Annotated in this window: 17 protein-coding genes; 10 read left to right on the forward strand and 7 right to left on the reverse strand. The window is 38.7% G+C overall.

Annotated features, from left to right (window positions below; translation table 11 throughout):
• A partial coding sequence (locus AC1DND_RS06095) for an MFS transporter (protein ID WP_477579941.1) occupies nt 1-686 on the forward strand: 686 nt, incomplete at its 5' end.
• Nucleotides 687-1,001: 315 nt separating this feature from the next.
• Here AC1DND_RS06095 and AC1DND_RS06100 read toward each other — a convergent pair.
• Nucleotides 1,002-1,382, reverse strand: coding sequence for a VOC family protein (locus tag AC1DND_RS06100; protein WP_477579943.1), 381 nt, complete (start codon nt 1,380-1,382; stop codon nt 1,002-1,004).
• A gap of 117 nt (nt 1,383-1,499) precedes the next feature.
• Between AC1DND_RS06100 and AC1DND_RS06105 the strand changes: the two genes are divergently transcribed.
• The 5 genes from AC1DND_RS06105 (at nt 1,500) to AC1DND_RS06125 (ending at nt 5,681) form a co-directional block, all read left to right on the forward strand.
• Nucleotides 1,500-2,780 carry a replication-associated recombination protein A gene (locus tag AC1DND_RS06105; RefSeq protein ID WP_477579945.1) on the forward strand — a complete coding sequence of 427 codons (1,281 nt, stop codon included), beginning with the start codon at nt 1,500-1,502 and terminating at the stop codon, nt 2,778-2,780.
• A gap of 66 nt (nt 2,781-2,846) precedes the next feature.
• Nucleotides 2,847-3,341, forward strand: coding sequence for a DUF5687 family protein (locus tag AC1DND_RS06110; RefSeq protein ID WP_477579947.1), 495 nt, complete (start codon nt 2,847-2,849; stop codon nt 3,339-3,341).
• Nucleotides 3,256-4,131: a DUF5687 family protein gene (locus tag AC1DND_RS06115; RefSeq protein ID WP_477579966.1), complete on the forward strand. Its 876-nt coding sequence runs from the start codon at nt 3,256-3,258 to the stop codon at nt 4,129-4,131. The genes AC1DND_RS06110 and AC1DND_RS06115 overlap by 86 nt, the downstream gene beginning before the upstream one ends.
• Nucleotides 4,132-4,133: 2 nt before the next feature.
• Complete coding sequence (locus AC1DND_RS06120; protein WP_477579948.1) at nt 4,134-4,826, forward strand: ABC transporter ATP-binding protein; 693 nt, start codon at nt 4,134-4,136, stop codon at nt 4,824-4,826.
• Between the two features lie 177 nt (nt 4,827-5,003).
• Complete coding sequence (locus AC1DND_RS06125; RefSeq protein WP_029274435.1) at nt 5,004-5,681, forward strand: YiaD family glycine zipper/OmpA-like lipoprotein; 678 nt, start codon at nt 5,004-5,006, stop codon at nt 5,679-5,681.
• A 679-nt stretch (nt 5,682-6,360) separates the two neighbouring features.
• Here the strand turns inward: AC1DND_RS06125 and AC1DND_RS06130 are convergent.
• Nucleotides 6,361-6,705 (reverse strand): hypothetical protein, encoded by a 345-nt coding sequence (locus tag AC1DND_RS06130; protein WP_131028267.1) that lies wholly within the window; start codon nt 6,703-6,705, stop codon nt 6,361-6,363.
• Between the two features lie 104 nt (nt 6,706-6,809).
• Between AC1DND_RS06130 and AC1DND_RS06135 the strand changes: the two genes are divergently transcribed.
• The 3 genes from AC1DND_RS06135 to AC1DND_RS06145 all read left to right on the forward strand — a co-directional run bounded on the left by AC1DND_RS06135 (nt 6,810) and on the right by AC1DND_RS06145 (nt 9,593).
• The gene (locus AC1DND_RS06135; protein WP_477579951.1) at nt 6,810-7,835 is read left to right on the forward strand and encodes a Gfo/Idh/MocA family oxidoreductase; all 1,026 of its coding nucleotides are present in this window, start codon (nt 6,810-6,812) and stop codon (nt 7,833-7,835) included.
• Between the two features lie 77 nt (nt 7,836-7,912).
• Entirely contained in the window at nt 7,913-8,686 is a 774-nt protein-coding gene (locus AC1DND_RS06140) for a M90 family metallopeptidase (RefSeq protein WP_477579953.1), read from the forward strand.
• A complete protein-coding gene (locus AC1DND_RS06145) occupies nt 8,664-9,593 on the forward strand; it encodes a DUF6263 family protein (protein ID WP_477579955.1) in 930 nt (309 codons plus the stop codon). The genes AC1DND_RS06140 and AC1DND_RS06145 overlap by 23 nt, the downstream gene beginning before the upstream one ends.
• A 49-nt stretch (nt 9,594-9,642) precedes the next feature.
• On the opposite strand, the gene AC1DND_RS06150 is transcribed toward AC1DND_RS06145, so the two are convergent.
• The 5 genes from AC1DND_RS06150 to AC1DND_RS06170 all read right to left on the reverse strand — a co-directional run bounded on the left by AC1DND_RS06150 (nt 9,643) and on the right by AC1DND_RS06170 (nt 13,792).
• Nucleotides 9,643-10,629, reverse strand: coding sequence for an alpha/beta fold hydrolase (locus AC1DND_RS06150; RefSeq protein WP_477579957.1), 987 nt, complete (start codon nt 10,627-10,629; stop codon nt 9,643-9,645).
• Between the two features lie 267 nt (nt 10,630-10,896).
• Nucleotides 10,897-11,748, reverse strand: a complete 852-nt coding sequence (locus tag AC1DND_RS06155; protein WP_477579959.1) for a hypothetical protein — start codon at nt 11,746-11,748, stop codon at nt 10,897-10,899.
• Between the two features lie 4 nt (nt 11,749-11,752).
• Nucleotides 11,753-12,127, reverse strand: coding sequence for a GntR family transcriptional regulator (locus tag AC1DND_RS06160; protein WP_116249211.1), 375 nt, complete (start codon nt 12,125-12,127; stop codon nt 11,753-11,755).
• A gap of 15 nt (nt 12,128-12,142) precedes the next feature.
• The gene (locus AC1DND_RS06165) at nt 12,143-12,961 is read right to left on the reverse strand and encodes a hypothetical protein (RefSeq protein ID WP_477579961.1); all 819 of its coding nucleotides are present in this window, start codon (nt 12,959-12,961) and stop codon (nt 12,143-12,145) included.
• A 3-nt stretch (nt 12,962-12,964) separates the two neighbouring features.
• The gene (locus tag AC1DND_RS06170; protein WP_477579963.1) at nt 12,965-13,792 is read right to left on the reverse strand and encodes an ABC transporter ATP-binding protein; all 828 of its coding nucleotides are present in this window, start codon (nt 13,790-13,792) and stop codon (nt 12,965-12,967) included.
• Nucleotides 13,793-14,122: 330 nt separating this feature from the next.
• Here AC1DND_RS06170 and AC1DND_RS06175 point away from each other — a divergent pair, with 330 nt between their 5' ends.
• A complete protein-coding gene (locus tag AC1DND_RS06175) occupies nt 14,123-15,202 on the forward strand; it encodes an NADH:flavin oxidoreductase/NADH oxidase (RefSeq protein ID WP_477579965.1) in 1,080 nt (359 codons plus the stop codon).
• Nucleotides 15,203-15,491 lie beyond the last annotated feature (289 nt).

The raw sequence follows: 15,491 nt of genomic DNA on the forward strand, positions 1-15,491 counted from the left end.
CTTTCATCGCGCTGTACCTGCGGAGACATATCGACGAAACCTCGGCTTTTAAAAGCAAAAACTCGGGAGACAAAAAAGGTGGCATTACGGTACTGATGAAATATCCAAAGGAAGTTTTTACCGTAGTAGGCTTAACTTTGGGCGGAACGATTGCCTTTTATACATTTAGCACTTATATGCAGAAATTTTTGGTGAATACGGTTCACCTGAGTAAAGAAACCTCTACAACATTATCATTCATTTCTCTGTTGGTTTTTGCCATTATGCAGCCGCTGTTTGGCCTGTTATCCGATAAAATTGGGCGTAAACCTTTATTAATTGGTTTTGGTGTGCTGGGTACTTTATGTACTTATCCAATTTTAACCGGTTTGGCGGGAGAAACCAATACTACTATCATATTCTTGCTGATGATTGGCGCTTTGATTATTGTAAGCGGTTACACTAGCATTAATGCCGTAGTTAAGGCAGAACTGTTTCCCGCTGAAATCAGGGCTTTGGGCGTAGGTTTACCTTATGCTTTAACTGTTGCCATTTTTGGCGGAACGGCAGAATATTTTGCGCTTTGGTTTAAAAATATCGGCCATGAAAATTACTTCTATTGGTATGTAACCGGATGTATTTTAATCTCACTGATTTTATATACCACCATGAAAGATACCAAACACCATTCTAAAATTGAGGACTAATTTCTTGGAGCTTAATACAATATGGGGCGTCATTCCCAACTTGATTGGGAATCTTAATGCAATCAAAACATCCCTTTTTTGTAATGAAATGTTGATGTGTCAGTCTGAGCCTGTCGAAGACCTTTCTTTAAACAACTTAAGTAGTCCTCGTTTGTAACGAGGATTATCGAGATCTGCATTTGTAATGCAGATAAACAAACTAAATGGCGATAAAATCGCCTTTCTCCTCCATCCTCGTTGCAAACGAGGACGATGAAAGCGTTACAATCTCCGTGTCAATCTGTGCTTCCGTGGCAAAAAGTCTTTGCGAGGAGTTTACAAATAATTACTCACCTCAATTAAATTCATATCCGGGTCGCGGAGGTAAATAGAGATGATTTTCCCATTGGCGCCAGTGCGTTCTACAGGCCCTTCCTCAATTTCGATGCATTTTTCTTTAAGTTCCTGCATCACTTCGCGTAAGGGGAAATCGGTAATAAAACATAGATCGGCTGTTCCGGGCATGGGTTTGAAAGCTTTTGGTTCAAACTCACCTCCATATTGGTGCAGGTTAATTTTCTGATTCCCAAATTTCAAAGCCTTTCTGTTTTCGCCAAATTCAATAATTTCCATTCCCAGGGCAAGGCTGTAAAACTTGCAGGTGCTTTCTAAATTGGCAACCGTTAGTACAAGGTGATCTAAGTTTTTAATGTCCATAGTAATAAGTTAGAACTAAAGCATCCGTCCTTTTGTTTTAGCTAAGCGTTATGCTTTCAATATTTGGTTAGTAAATTATCGACAAACAAAATACTCAATTTTTATATATTTACCATTATGCAAAACCTGCCTCCTTTAGCCGAACGTATGCGCCCTCAAAATCTCGATGAATATGTTGGTCAACAGCATTTAGTTGGAGAAGGTGCAGTATTGCGCAAAGCGATCGAAAGCAGTCAGCTTCCCTCCATGATTTTTTGGGGACCTCCGGGTGTGGGTAAAACAACTTTAGCCTATATTATTTCGCAGGCATTAGATCGTCCTTTTTTTAACTTAAGCGCCATTAACAGTGGCGTGAAAGATATTCGGGAGGTGATCGACAGGGCCGCACAGCTGAAGGATAGTTTTTTAGGCCTACCCATTCTGTTTATCGATGAGATTCACCGTTTTAGCAAATCGCAGCAGGATAGTTTGTTGGGAGCAGTAGAAAGAGGTTTGGTTACCTTAATTGGTGCCACAACCGAAAATCCATCTTTCGAGGTGATCTCCGCTTTACTTTCCCGCTGTCAGGTCTACATTTTAAAATCGTTAACTGAAACGGAGTTAGCGGGTTTATTGGAAACAGCCATTAAAAAAGATAGCATTCTTTCAGAGAAGAATATTGCTATAAAAGAGCACGAAGCATTGATCCGTTTATCGGGTGGTGATGCGCGGAAATTGTTAAACGTGCTCGAAATTGCCATTAATGGCATCGGTGGAAATAAAATTGTACTTACCAACGAAAATGTGCTGGCGCATGCACAGCAGAACCTTGCGTTATACGATAAAGCCGGAGAGCAACACTACGATATCATTTCGGCCTTTATCAAATCCATCCGTGGCAGCGATCCCAATGCCGCCGTTTATTGGCTGGCCCGGATGATAGAAGGAGGTGAAGATCCGTTGTTCATTGCCCGTAGATTACTGATCTTGTCTTCAGAAGATATTGGCAATGCCAATCCTAATGCCCTGCTTTTAGCCAATAACTGTTTTACTGCGGTAAATGTAATCGGTTATCCGGAGGCGCGGATTATTTTATCGCAGTGTGTAACCTATCTGGCCAGTTCGCCTAAAAGCAATGCATCTTATGAGGCCATTAATAAAGCACAGGCTTTGGTTAAGCAGACTGGAAATTTGCCTGTGCCTTTGCATATCCGTAATGCACCGACCAAACTGATGAAAAATATCGGTTATGGAAAAGATTACCAATATTCGCATGGATATGAAGGCAATTTTTCACCACAAGAATATTTTCCAGAAGAATTAAGTGGCACTAAACTCTACGATCCGGGAAAAAACCCTGCAGAAGAGAAGTTGCGTGAAAAACTTAAGCAAAACTGGAAAGACAAATACAAATATTAGTGTAACATTTTTTGCTGAATGCATACTAATAGATATATTGACTAAAATCAAACACCTAAACTAAATATGCTGAGTACTTTTTTAAGCCATCAAAGAAAATCTTTCTGGCGTTCGCGAAACAGGGGCAGTAGTATTGCTGGCCAGATTGTTTTGGGCTTTTTTATGCTCTATTTCTTTGCTGTAGCCGTTGGAGTAGGCTTTGGAATGAGTATTTTTCTTCCGAAAATTTTTCCAGATCAAAACATTCTAACAAGCTTTAACGGCATTATCCTCTATTATTTTGCATTCGATTTTATCATGCGCATGCAGTTTCAGGAGTTGCCAACATTAAGTATCATTCCTTACCTGCATCTCAAAATCCAGAAGAGTAAGATCATTAAATTTTTAAATGTTAAAGCACTGTTCTCAGCATTTAACCTTTGGCCATTTTTTATTTTTCTTCCGTTCTGTTTCATCAAAATTGCTCCGAGCCTTGGTGCAGTTCAGGGCCATCGCTGCACAGCCGTTATATGGTTTTGTATTTACAATTGCTGCCATTGGTATTTTTTACTTCAATTCTAATTTCTTGCGTAAAAATTTATATGTAGAAGAATTAAGTACAAAGCAAGAGAAAAAAGGCAGTACCGATTATGCTTTCCTTAACCGCTTTGGTAAAGTTGGCGAACTGGCAGCTTTAGAGCTGAAATTAATCCTTCGCCACAAACGCCCTCGTTCTTCGGTTATTCTTGGTTTCTTCTTCCTGTTCTACGGCTTTATTTTTTATAAAGAAAAAGCAATAGATCGCGATGCTTTCGGACAAATGATGTTCGGTGCAATTTTTATGACTGGTGTTTCTATTATTATTTATGGCCAGTTTATGTTTGCATGGCAAAGTGCCCATTTTGACGGGATATTAGCCAATAAAATCAATTTTAAAGATTACATCAGGGCTAAATTTTTACTATTTACCATTGGCTGTACCATTATTACCTTATTGGCGAGTTTTTATGGGTTTTTAAGTCCGAAGTTATTACTCTTACACTTGGCGGCCTATTTATACAATATTGGTTTCGGAACTGTAGTAGTACTTTACCTTGCTACGTTAAACTATAAAAGATTAGATATTACCAAAGCGGCAAGCTTTAACTATCAGGGTACGGGGGCTACGCAATGGCTATTAATGTTCCCTTATGCACTTACCCCCATTTTAATTTATTTGCCTTTTGGCAAACTCGATAAACCTTATTGGGGATTGGTTGCTGTATCTGTTTTTGGCCTGGCTATGTTATTGCTGAGGGGCTTTTGGGTTAATTATATTGCAAAAAGATTAGAATTACAACGTTATAAAATAGCCGAAGGCTTTAGAGAATAATTATGATTTTAGAAGTTAAGAATTTACAAAAAGTTTATGGCGATAAAACCGTTGTAAACATCGAAGATCTGCAGATTGCCGCTGGCGAAACCGTTGGCTTGGTTGGAAATAACGGCGCTGGTAAAACCACTTTCTTCCGGATGCTTTTAGATTTAATCCGTCCAACTAATGGAGAGGTTTTATCAAAAGGCGAAAATGTAATGCACAACGATAACTGGAAGAATTATACTGCATCATTTTTGGATGAAGGTTTTCTGATTGATTATTTAACCCCTGAGGAGTATTTTATTTTTATTGGCAGTTTGAATAACTTAAGTGTAGCAGATGTTTCTGCCTATCTAAGTCAATACGGTGAGTTCTTTAATGGAGAAATATTAAACAGTGGAAAATACATCCGCGATTTTAGTAAAGGAAATCAGAATAAAGTAGGAATTGCGGCTGCCCTGATGCAGAAGCCAGAAATTTTAATTTTAGATGAGCCTTTTGCCAACCTCGATCCAACCACGCAGATCCGTTTAAAGAAATTGTTGAAAGAGCAAACAGGCAACATGACTACCTTTATTTCCAGTCATGATTTAAACCACGTTACCGACGTTTGTAACCGGATCATTTTGGTTGAAAAAGGGCAGGTAATTAAAGATTTTAAAACAGACGAAAATACATTGAAAGAGTTGGAGAGTTATTTCTCTGCCTAGTTTTTGTACTAAGAATGATACATTATCGAAGAGTCTCCGTTATTCGGGAACTCTTTTTTTGTGCGTATAATTTTTATTTAGGGTAAAATTTGGTCAAAACAGACAGAAAATACAGTTCGGTAATTTTTTGGCATTGTGTTTGAATATAAGGAGTAGAAATTATAAATCTAGATTATTATGAGTATTTCAAAAGTAAGAATAGCGACATTAAGTATAGGGTTAGCAGTAGGTTCGATGGCATTCCAAAGTTGTGATAGTTTAACTAAAACACAAAAAGGAGCTGGTATTGGTGCTGCAGCTGGTGGTGTTATTGGTGCATTGATCGGTAAAAAAGCCGGTAATACAGCAGTAGGTGCACTAATTGGTGGTGCTATTGGCGGTACAGCGGGAGCTTTTATCGGCCGTAGAATGGACAGACAGGCAGCTGAAATTCAGAAAGCTATTCCTAACGCAGAAGTTATTCGTGAAGGTGAAGGAATTATTGTAAAATTCGACAGTGGTATTTTATTCGATTTCGATAAAACGGCTTTGAAAGATGCGGCTAAAACAAACATCCAGAGTTTAGCTTCTTCATTAAATCAATATCCTGATACTGATATCAAAATTATCGGTCATACCGATAGCCGTGGTACAGAACAATATAATATGGGCCTATCGGAAAGAAGAGCAGCAGCGGTTAAAGCTTATGCGGTATCTCAAGGTGTTCCATCATCAAGGTTAGTTACCATTGGTAAAGGTTTTGCTGAGCCAATTGCAGATAACGAAACTGATGCAGGCCGTGCAGCTAACCGTCGTGTAGAGATTGTAATCGTTGCTAACGATGCATTAAAAGCGACAGCACAGAAACAAGGATAATATCGCAATTTCCCTCTACCTATGAGGTCATTATAAATGCAGCCCCGGTGTACTCCACCGGGTTTTTTTTGTTGCCGCATGAAACTTACGAAGTCGGCTTGGGCTGCGAGTCTGATAGACTTCGTAAGTTTTCTTGCAGAGTTAGTTGTGGTGTCAGATGTTACCATCTGACACTAGATAATAAACTAGTCTGTTTTTTGAAAAGCAGGTTCCTGTGCACATCGGTTCAGAAAGCCCTGCTAGCCACTTCAAGCCTCCACTTCGTTACGGACTTTCCGTTTCTATCAGGTTTAGTTAACTTGGGTTTTGTGCTGGCCACGCCAAACTTACGAAGTTTTCTAACCGCCCTGCAGTCCCAAATACTTGCACAAACTGAATGATCTAAACGGGATTGAAGCGGCATCCTCCCGATCCCGATTCTTCATCGGATTGGGAGATATAGCGAAAAGCCCGGCTGACATTAAAAAAAGCAAATGGCCTTGCTTTCCAAAAAGAAAGAATCTTATATCTTTCCCTGTTCTTCACCATGACCTGTAGCGCAGCGAAAAGCTACGCAGTAAACCGAGGATTAAGCGAGCTCACCGAAGGTAATTTATTTCAGGGTCTATCTAGCAGGAAGGATGCTGAAACGAGTTCAGTATGACAATCGTGTTAGGCAAAAGTGGCTAAAAACTGCTTACTAAGAATAAATATCTTCGAAATAACTTACCACAAGCGATTTCATCAGCATTTCCTGCTCGAGCATGGTGTAGGGAGGTATTGCTTTAATTAATTTCCAGTGTGGCCAGCCATCCTGATCTAAGCCCTCAAGCTCATAAAAGCCCATTTCGCTCAATAAACGGCAGGTAGCAATGTGCATCAGTTCCTCTTTTTGGCGTTTGCTGTATTTCTTTGGCCCTTTGCCCAATTCCTGAACACCAATTAGAAAAAGCATTACTTTTAAATCAGGAAAATCCGAATCAAATTCCTTTGAAATCTTTTCCTGTAAAACTTTCCACTTGGCATTAATCTCCGACGGCTTCATATCTTGCAAAGATAATGTAAAAAGGTGTAAGGCATAAGTAAAAGCTTTGCTGTTTTAACATAAAGCTTGAATCGTAATTGTATTTTTAGCTACATTTATAACCTATGGATACGAATATCAATAAAACAATTAATGCCGGTTTATTAGCTTATGGCATGTCGGGGAAGGTTTTCCATGCTCCTTTTTTACAGGCACATAGTGGGTTTAATTTAAAGGCTATAGTAGAACGCAGCCATAAAATTGCAGTTAACGATTATCCCAATATTACAAGTTATAATAGCGTTGATGAGCTTTTAAATGATGCAGAAATAGAATTGGTTGTTATTAATACACCCAATAATCTTCATTATGAGCATTCGAAAGCGGCATTAACCAGGCATAAGCATATTCTGGTTGAAAAACCATTTACGGCAACAGCTGCGCAGGCAAAGGAGCTTTTTGAGCTTGCCGATAGTGTAGGAAAACAAATCTTTTTCTACCAGAACCGCCGTTGGGACAGTGATTTTACCTCGGTTAAAAAGGTAATTGAAAGCGGTAAACTGGGGAAATTGAACGAAATGCACCTGCGTTACGATCGCTACCGAAATGTAATTGGGCCGAAGGCATTTAAAGAAAACCCGGTAGAGGCCAGCGGACTTTTATACGATTTAGGCCCGCACTTGTTAGACCAGGTAATCTGCTTGTTTGGCAAACCATTGAGTTACCATAAAATTCTGGGTAAGAATAGGGTAGGTACTTTGGTCGACGATTATTTCTCGATCCAACTGAGTTACCCTAATAGTTTGTATGTTTTTGTTACTTCGAGCATGTTGGTGGTAAACCCACAGGCAGGATTTGTTTTACATGGCGTAAATGGAAGTTTTATTAAACAAAGAACGGATATTCAGGAAGAACAGTTGCTGGCGGGTATGAAATTAACCGATCCGGGGTACGGCGTTGAGCCCGCAAGTAAAGATGGTTTATTAACAACCATTGATGCTGAAGGCCATAAAACCGAGGAGACAATTCCATCAGAAGTAGGAAGTTATTTACCGCTTTTCGAAGCTGTTTATCAAGCAATAAACAACAATCAACCTTATCCGGTTACACGCGAGGATGTTTTGACCCAATTAGAAATTATCGAAAGCTAACCCTTATCTCTCCATCTGTTAAATTCTTATAATCACCCTAAATCTGTGCAATCCTTTAAATCCGTACAATCCTTATTATGAACTCGCTTCCACTTGCCTACTTAATTCCTATTTTTCTAATTGCCCTTTATCTCATCCTTAAAAAAAAGAAGGCTACTGTTGAGCCTTTAACGGATGTAGACCAAAAGATACTGGATGATTATGTAGGGTATTACCATAATCTCGATTCGACGGATAAGCTGAGGTTTGAGCAGAAAGTGGCCGCGTTTTTCAGCACGGTTAAGATAGAAGCGGTGGGTTTAGAAATGACAACATTAGACGAGTTGCTGATTGCCTCGAGCGCAGTTATCCCCATTTTTGGTTTTGACGATTGGCAATACAAAAACTTAACTAGCGTTTTATTGTATCCGGATACTTTTAATAAAGATTTTCAGTTTGAAGGTGGCGAAAGGAATATTATGGGTATGGTAGGAACGGGTTATATGAATGGACAGATGATTTTATCACGCTCGGCCTTGCGACATGGTTTTTCTAAAAGTGCAGGGAAAGAAAATACGGCTATACACGAATTTGTGCACCTTTTGGATAAATCTGACGGCGCAACAGATGGTGTTCCAGAGAATTTAATTGCACATGAATATACTTTGCCCTGGATTAAGATGATGCATGAGGAAATGGAAAAAATTGAAGACAATAAATCGGATATTAACCCTTATGCCATTACCAATCAGGCTGAATTTTTTGCTGTGGTTTCTGAATATTTCTTTGAAAAACCTGAACAGTTAAGGGAAAAACATCCGGAATTATATTCTCAGTTAAGCCGCATTTTTGCGCAACAGCCTGCAGGTTAAAATGGTCAATTATCAAATAAAAATATTTGCAACAATCATCTGGAGCCTGGTCTCTATAACTGCTTTTGCACAGAAAACCTATGTGTTAAGACAAAATTACCCAACGGGTTATAAGTACGATTTCACACTTACTTCCGAACAGATCATTAACCAGAAAATTGCTGGCCGCGATGTGCATTTAACCCAAAGCATTGGAACAGATTATACTTTTGATATTACCGAAGGTCATAGCGGCGAAAAGGATGTGAAAGTAATATACAACAGAATTTTCATGAAATCTGTAGCGATGGGCAACACCATGACCCTCAATTCAGATGATCAGGATAGTACCAAAAAGAATCCTTTTAGCGGCTTAAAAGGGGCGTCTTTTTATATGACCGTAACCCCAAATGGTGGGATTAAAACAGTTGCTGGTATCGATAAAATGCTCGATAATATGGCGGCAAGGATGACTAAGGATACCAGTCAGGTTAAACAGATTAAAAATGCTTTAAGTAAACAATTTAGCAACGAGGTGGTGAAACAGACCATGGAATCGTCATTTAAAATTTACCCTGATAAACCCGTTAAAATAGGCGACAGCTGGACGGTTGATACCAAAATGCAGATGAGTATGCCCATTGAAACAATTACACAATACACATTGAAGGAGGTAAAAGACGGCATTGCTATACTAGGCGTAAAAGGCACATTGGTTTCAAAAGGAAATTTTGAAGTGATGGGCAACAAAATGGAAACTGATTTACAAGGAACCAACTCCGGAGAAACTTCACTTGATATGAAAACGGGAATTGTACTTAACAGCCACCTCCGTGTTGAGCTGTATGGTAAAATGAAATCGATGGGGCAGGACATCGATTTCGAAATGCAGGGTATTAATAAAATTGTAGGGAAAGAGGTTAATTAACTCATTTAGACCTCGCAGGTTTCAAAAACCTGCGAGGTCTTATAGAAAACTACAAACTACCTGTCAAAGCCACCAGAAATTCCGTCGGAATTTCGATATGCGGAATATGTCCGCAGGCATCAAATTCGATAATTTTAGCGCCGATAATTTTGGCTGCAGTCTGCTTCCCTAAAAGTTTATATTGCCCGTGTAAAGCCTGTTGATCTGGCGTAAGCAGGCCTTTGCCGACGATGGTTTTATCTTCCTTACCAATGAACAAAACGGTAGGAACCTTTAAATTCTGAAATTCGTAGACCACAGGTTGTTCATAAATCATGGTGTAAGTTAGTGCAGCAACTTTAGCCCAGCGCGGGTAGTCGGAACTATTGGTTACCCCTCCCGCAATGCTCACCAGGTATTCGTATTCGGGTTTCCAATACGTAAAATAAGAGCCTTGGTAATACCTTCGTACGCTTTCAGGCGTGGTTTTAAGTTCCGTTTGGTACTGTTGTGCAGTGGTGATGTAAGGAATGAAAGTTTTATAATCTTCTAGCCCGATTGGATTTTCGAGCAAGAGTTTTTCAGTTGTTTCCGGGTACATCAAAGCAAAGCGTGTAGCCAGCATACCACCCATACTATGACCTAAAACTACGGTTTTTTGAACGCCCAAGGTATCTAGAAGCCTTTTATTCCAGGTAGCCATTTGGTGGAAACTGTAATGGATAAATGCCTTAGATGATTTGCCAAAACCAATTTGATCAGGTACAATAACCCGGTAACCGATGTTGGTTAATGCTTTAATTACATTGCCCCAGTAATAACCTCCAAAATTTTTTCCATGGAATAAGATGGCTGTTTTTCCATTGGCTGCTGCGGTTGGTGCAACATCCATATAGGCCATTTTAATATCTTGCCCTTCGGTATTGATAGGGAAATATTTAACTGGATATGGGTATTTAACGTTATCAAGGGTGATAGATAGGGTATCTATTTTTTGTGCACGTACATGGCTAAAAACGAACAGGCTGAGGGCAAATAAAAGAAAATATCTCTTCATAATGGGTAATGATGTAAAAACTAAAAAGCTAATTGGCCCAAGTTAAACTTTTGCCAATTAGTTAGCTTAAAAATCATGCCCTTTTTACATAAGAGGAATAAAAGGTATTTGTAAATACATTAAATCGTAAAAAATGAGTGTATCATAAATATAGAGTTGTCATCCTGAGCTTGTCGAAGGAACTGTTTAAGTGCTTTTGATAAAGCGTTTCGACAAGCTCAACGTGACGGGGCTTGAATTTAACCTTATGGTACAGCCTCATTAAAATTATTTCTTAAATAGCTGCTTAAGCAAAGGTGTAGGGATCTGTAATGTTGTTGCATCTGAAAAATCACCTGCAAAGGTTTTCACTTTAACGTTTTGCAGTTTTACACTCGATGTATCTGTTGTTTTGATACTCAGATTATCAAAAGGGAAAGGTTTTTTGCTATTGTCATCCGTGTTTCCGATTTCAATTTCTGATTTATTTGCCGTAATATATAAATCTTTAAAAGCGTTGGTAAAACCACTAAACTTAGTTTTGTTTAGATTGAGGTAAAGTTTTCCGATTTTGGTTGGGTTGATAACACTTGTTATTTTTCCTTTCTCATCGTTGGTTGTAATGTCTCCCGATAAGAATAAACTTCCTCCATTATCAATATCCAACAGTAAGGAATCTGAATGGGCACTAAATTCCAGGAGATCTGCGTTAGCAACTGAAGCTTTGTTAATTTTTGGACAATAAATAACGATAACAATTTTTTCAATGCCATTATCCTCACTAAAATTTTTAATCGATAGTTGAAGTACGCCGTTTGCATCTACCTCATACTTTAAATCATTTTTAAACTTTTCGGGAATCTTAAGGCCATACTTATTATCTTCTTTTACAAAAAGTTGTACACTAAAACCCTTTGCATCTTTAATCTGAACTGCATTGAAAGGCGATTGCAATGAAATGCTAACCCTTTCTTTTGATTTTTGTTCAAAAGACTCATTGTTGATGTTTTGTGTTCCTAAATAGGTGTCTTCAGGACCTTTTTCTTTATAATTTACCTTGATATTTATGCCTACCACTAAAATCGGTATAACAATTAATAGCACCGCCAGGCTAATTAATAGTTTATTGCTTGTTTTCATATTTTTAAGCGTTAAAATTTTCTTTTACAAATGTTTCGTATTTGCTTTTCAGTTCATCAAAGCCAATATTCAATAAATAAATGTTTCTGAATACTACGGGAAGCTCATCGTCCATAAATAGCACTTTTCTATAGCTTTTCACATGGTCAATGGCATCATCGCCAACAAAAAAGCCGATTCCCCTTTTATTATTGATAATGCTCTTATTTTGCAGTAATTCGTAAGTACGCATTACTGTATTTGGGTTAACCTCAAGTTCAACCGCTAATTCCCTAACTGAGGGTACTTTTTCTTCGGCTTTCCATTTTCCGAGCAAAATATGTTCACAAACGTATTCTGCAATTTGAAGGTATATTGCCTTGTTATCTCTAAATTCCATATCTATACCTTTTAATTAAACTTCTTTTTCTTTAAGACGGATGTAAGTAATCGTCCAAATAATTAGGGTGATGATGCTTGTTGCCAATAAAATTGTTAGCAAAACCCAGTCTTTATCTTCTTTTCTAAAATGATGATGATTAGCAACTTTACCCTCCATTAGCCATATCGAAAGTTTAACCACCAGGTAAGAAGCTAGGCCAATGAAAACCATAGCCGAAAGAGCCGTTTTGATATAGTGAAAACGGTTAAAATAGACAGATCCTAACAGGAACAGGCTGGTAATGAGAAAGGGGAAAGCAAAAAAGTAGCCGCAATATTTTCTATAGCCTTCATCATTAAATACCTGATAAGTAATCGTTTCAACTTCTCTAACAGCCCCGTTTTTTGGTAAGAGGCCTTTAAAGGCTTCAAGGTGACCGTTCAGGTATTTTACAAAGGCCAAATCTGTTAAATAAAAGATTAACAGATAGCTAAACAAACTTATTATTGCAGTGTAAACTACACCTGCCAGAAATTTTTCGAATACTGAAGCGGGTGTCATCAGTTCTAAAATGGCCCTCGATTTCTGTCCCAGGATATTAAAATAGCTACTGGCTACGATGCTGATAAAAACAAATCCCAAAATCAGGAAAAGAGGGTAGCGGAAACGCATATCGAGGTTGCCGTCGTAGTCAAAATTATTGTCTTTAAGTGGCGATGGAATACTATAACTATAAAAGCCTACTACTATTCCCAACAGCACAACAAGGCTGATCAGATAGATTTTCCCAAARTCTAACCACTGTCTTTTAAGCAATAAGCCAAATCGGTTGATATTAAATGTGTTGTTCATCGCTTAACTGAATAAAGGTTTAAATTTGATTTTTTCTGCAAGTATGGCATTGAAAAGAAGCTCCATATCTAATTTGCTGTCTTCTTGATGATAATTTGGCATTACCGCATTATAACCAGAGAGTGATGCCTCTGCATAAATAATGCTGTCATCAATTTCCTTTACTTTTTTGAAAGTTAACTTTGCGGTAATTTCTTCTACCGAAGCTTTAAGTGCTACATCATTTTCATCGAGCATAATCACCGTATCGATCAGATTATCTAAATCCCTAACCTGGTGGGTAGAGATGATGATACACCGTTCGTCTGTCATCGCAGAAGCCATAATTTTTCTGAACTGCGCTTTAGAAGGAATGTCTAAACCGTTAGTCGGCTCATCCATAATAACCAGTTTGGCTTGTGTAGCCAGTCCAAAGGCGATAATTACTTTTTTCTTCTGGCCATAGCTCATGTTGATGAGTTTCTGTTCAACCGGAATATCAAATTCCTTAATCAGATCGGTAAAATACTGGTGATCGAAATTTTTGTAAAATGGAGCATTTGCTTTTAAATAGGCATCTATTTTTACTGAAGGCAAATAAAATTCTTCAGGTATAAAACAAATCTGCTCTAATAGTGCGGGTTGTCTTTTTGCTGGATTAAAGCCCATTACCTCCAAGGTGCCGCTCTGTGCATATACTAAACCGGCCAGATTTTTTAATAAGCTCGATTTGCCAGCGCCATTTTTTCCAAGCAAACCGTAAATATGACCATTGCTTAACCGCATGCTCATATTTTTAAATAATGGCTTATGCTTGCTGTAGCCAAAATTAAGATTGTTAATATTTATCATATCTACTGTATTAGTTAAATAATACACTAATGTATGATGTTGTTTGGTAATCTCCAAATTTTTGTAGAAAAAAGTTTAGCGGTAAGCGAATAGCGGTGGGCGTTTGACACGGAAAACGTAAAATGGATGAGGAAATTGATTTGCGATCTAAAACGATGCGCTTTGTGCCCTCTGTAATTTTCTCTGTGTTCTTTGTGGTTAAAAAATAGATATGCGCTCATCGCTCCACGCACTCCGCCATGGAAAGGTAAAATATGAGTTTAATAACTGTTGCATTAAAACATCCTTGATGAGGAGATTGTATGTTTGTGGAAAAGCAAATCACACGATATGTCTAAATTATTTTCTCCTTTTACCATAAAGGATGTAACCTTAAAAAATAGAATTGTTATTTCGCCAATGTGTCAGTATTCTGCTGTTGATGGTTTTGCAACCGATTGGCATTTGGTGCATTTAGGAAGCCGTGCCGTTGGTGGTGCAGGTTTAATTATCCAGGAAGCTTCTGCAGTAACTGCCGATGGAAGAATCACCTATGCCGATTTGGGCATTTGGAAAGATGAACATGTAGATAAATTGAAACAGATTGTTTCATTTATTCATAATAATGGGGCTATTGCGGGCATCCAGTTGGCGCACGCAGGTAGAAAAGCCAGTTGTGAAGTGCCCTGGAAAGGTGGCGAACAAATTGCCGCTGGTGAAAATAGCTGGAAACCAGTTGCGCCATCTCCAATTTCTTTTAAGCCAGGACAGGTTGAACCACATGAATTAACGATATCAGAGATTCAGGATATTGTTTTTGCTTTCCGGGCAGCTGCTAAACGTGCATTGGATGCAGGCTATAAAGTTGTAGAAATACATGCTGCGCACGGTTATTTACTGCATCAGTTTTTTAGTCCGCTGAGCAATAAACGTACAGATGTTTATGGCGGAAGTTTCGAAAACCGTATTCGTTTGGTAATCGATGTGGTTGAAGCTGTACAATCGGTATGGCCAGAAAATTTGCCTTTATTTGTTCGCATTTCTGCAACGGATTGGACGGAAGGTGGCTGGAACGAGAACGACTCGCTACAATTGGCAGCGGTGTTAAAAGATCGCGGTGTTGATTTAATTGATACCTCATCGGGTGGTAATGTGCCTGATGCATTTATCCCTGCGGGACCAAACTATCAGGTTCCTTTTGCTGATAAGATCAGAAATGAAATTGGCATTTATACAGGTGCTGTGGGGGTGATTGTAGGGGCGCGGCAGGCGGAAGAAATTTTAGAACAAGGCAAAGCTGATTTGATTTTTATTGCCCGCGAATCGTTACGTGATGCTTATTTTCCTACACATGCGGCGCAAGTGCTTGGCGATGATACCGAATGGCCAAACCAATACATTAGGGCCAAAAGGGAAATGGTTAAGAAATAATAATTGGTTATTGCCCTGTGCTAATTTTTCATCTGGTTAAGGGTTTACGTGCCAGAAAGACGCTGATCCCGAACATTCGGGACAGCATGACGATCTTAGAAAAAAAGACAAAGCTGGCATTTGCCGGCTTTGTCTTTTTTAATCAATTATGATGTAGCTGGCACATAGTACCTCAATCCAACCCACCTAAACCCGATATAAGTGGATGTCCCGATTTTCTATCGGGGCAGGAACATTAGCGGGACCGGAGCCAAGCTAAAAGGTACTGCCATTGCTTTCCAAATAAATA

It is taken from the genome of Pedobacter sp. 01N416 (assembly GCF_056399685.1).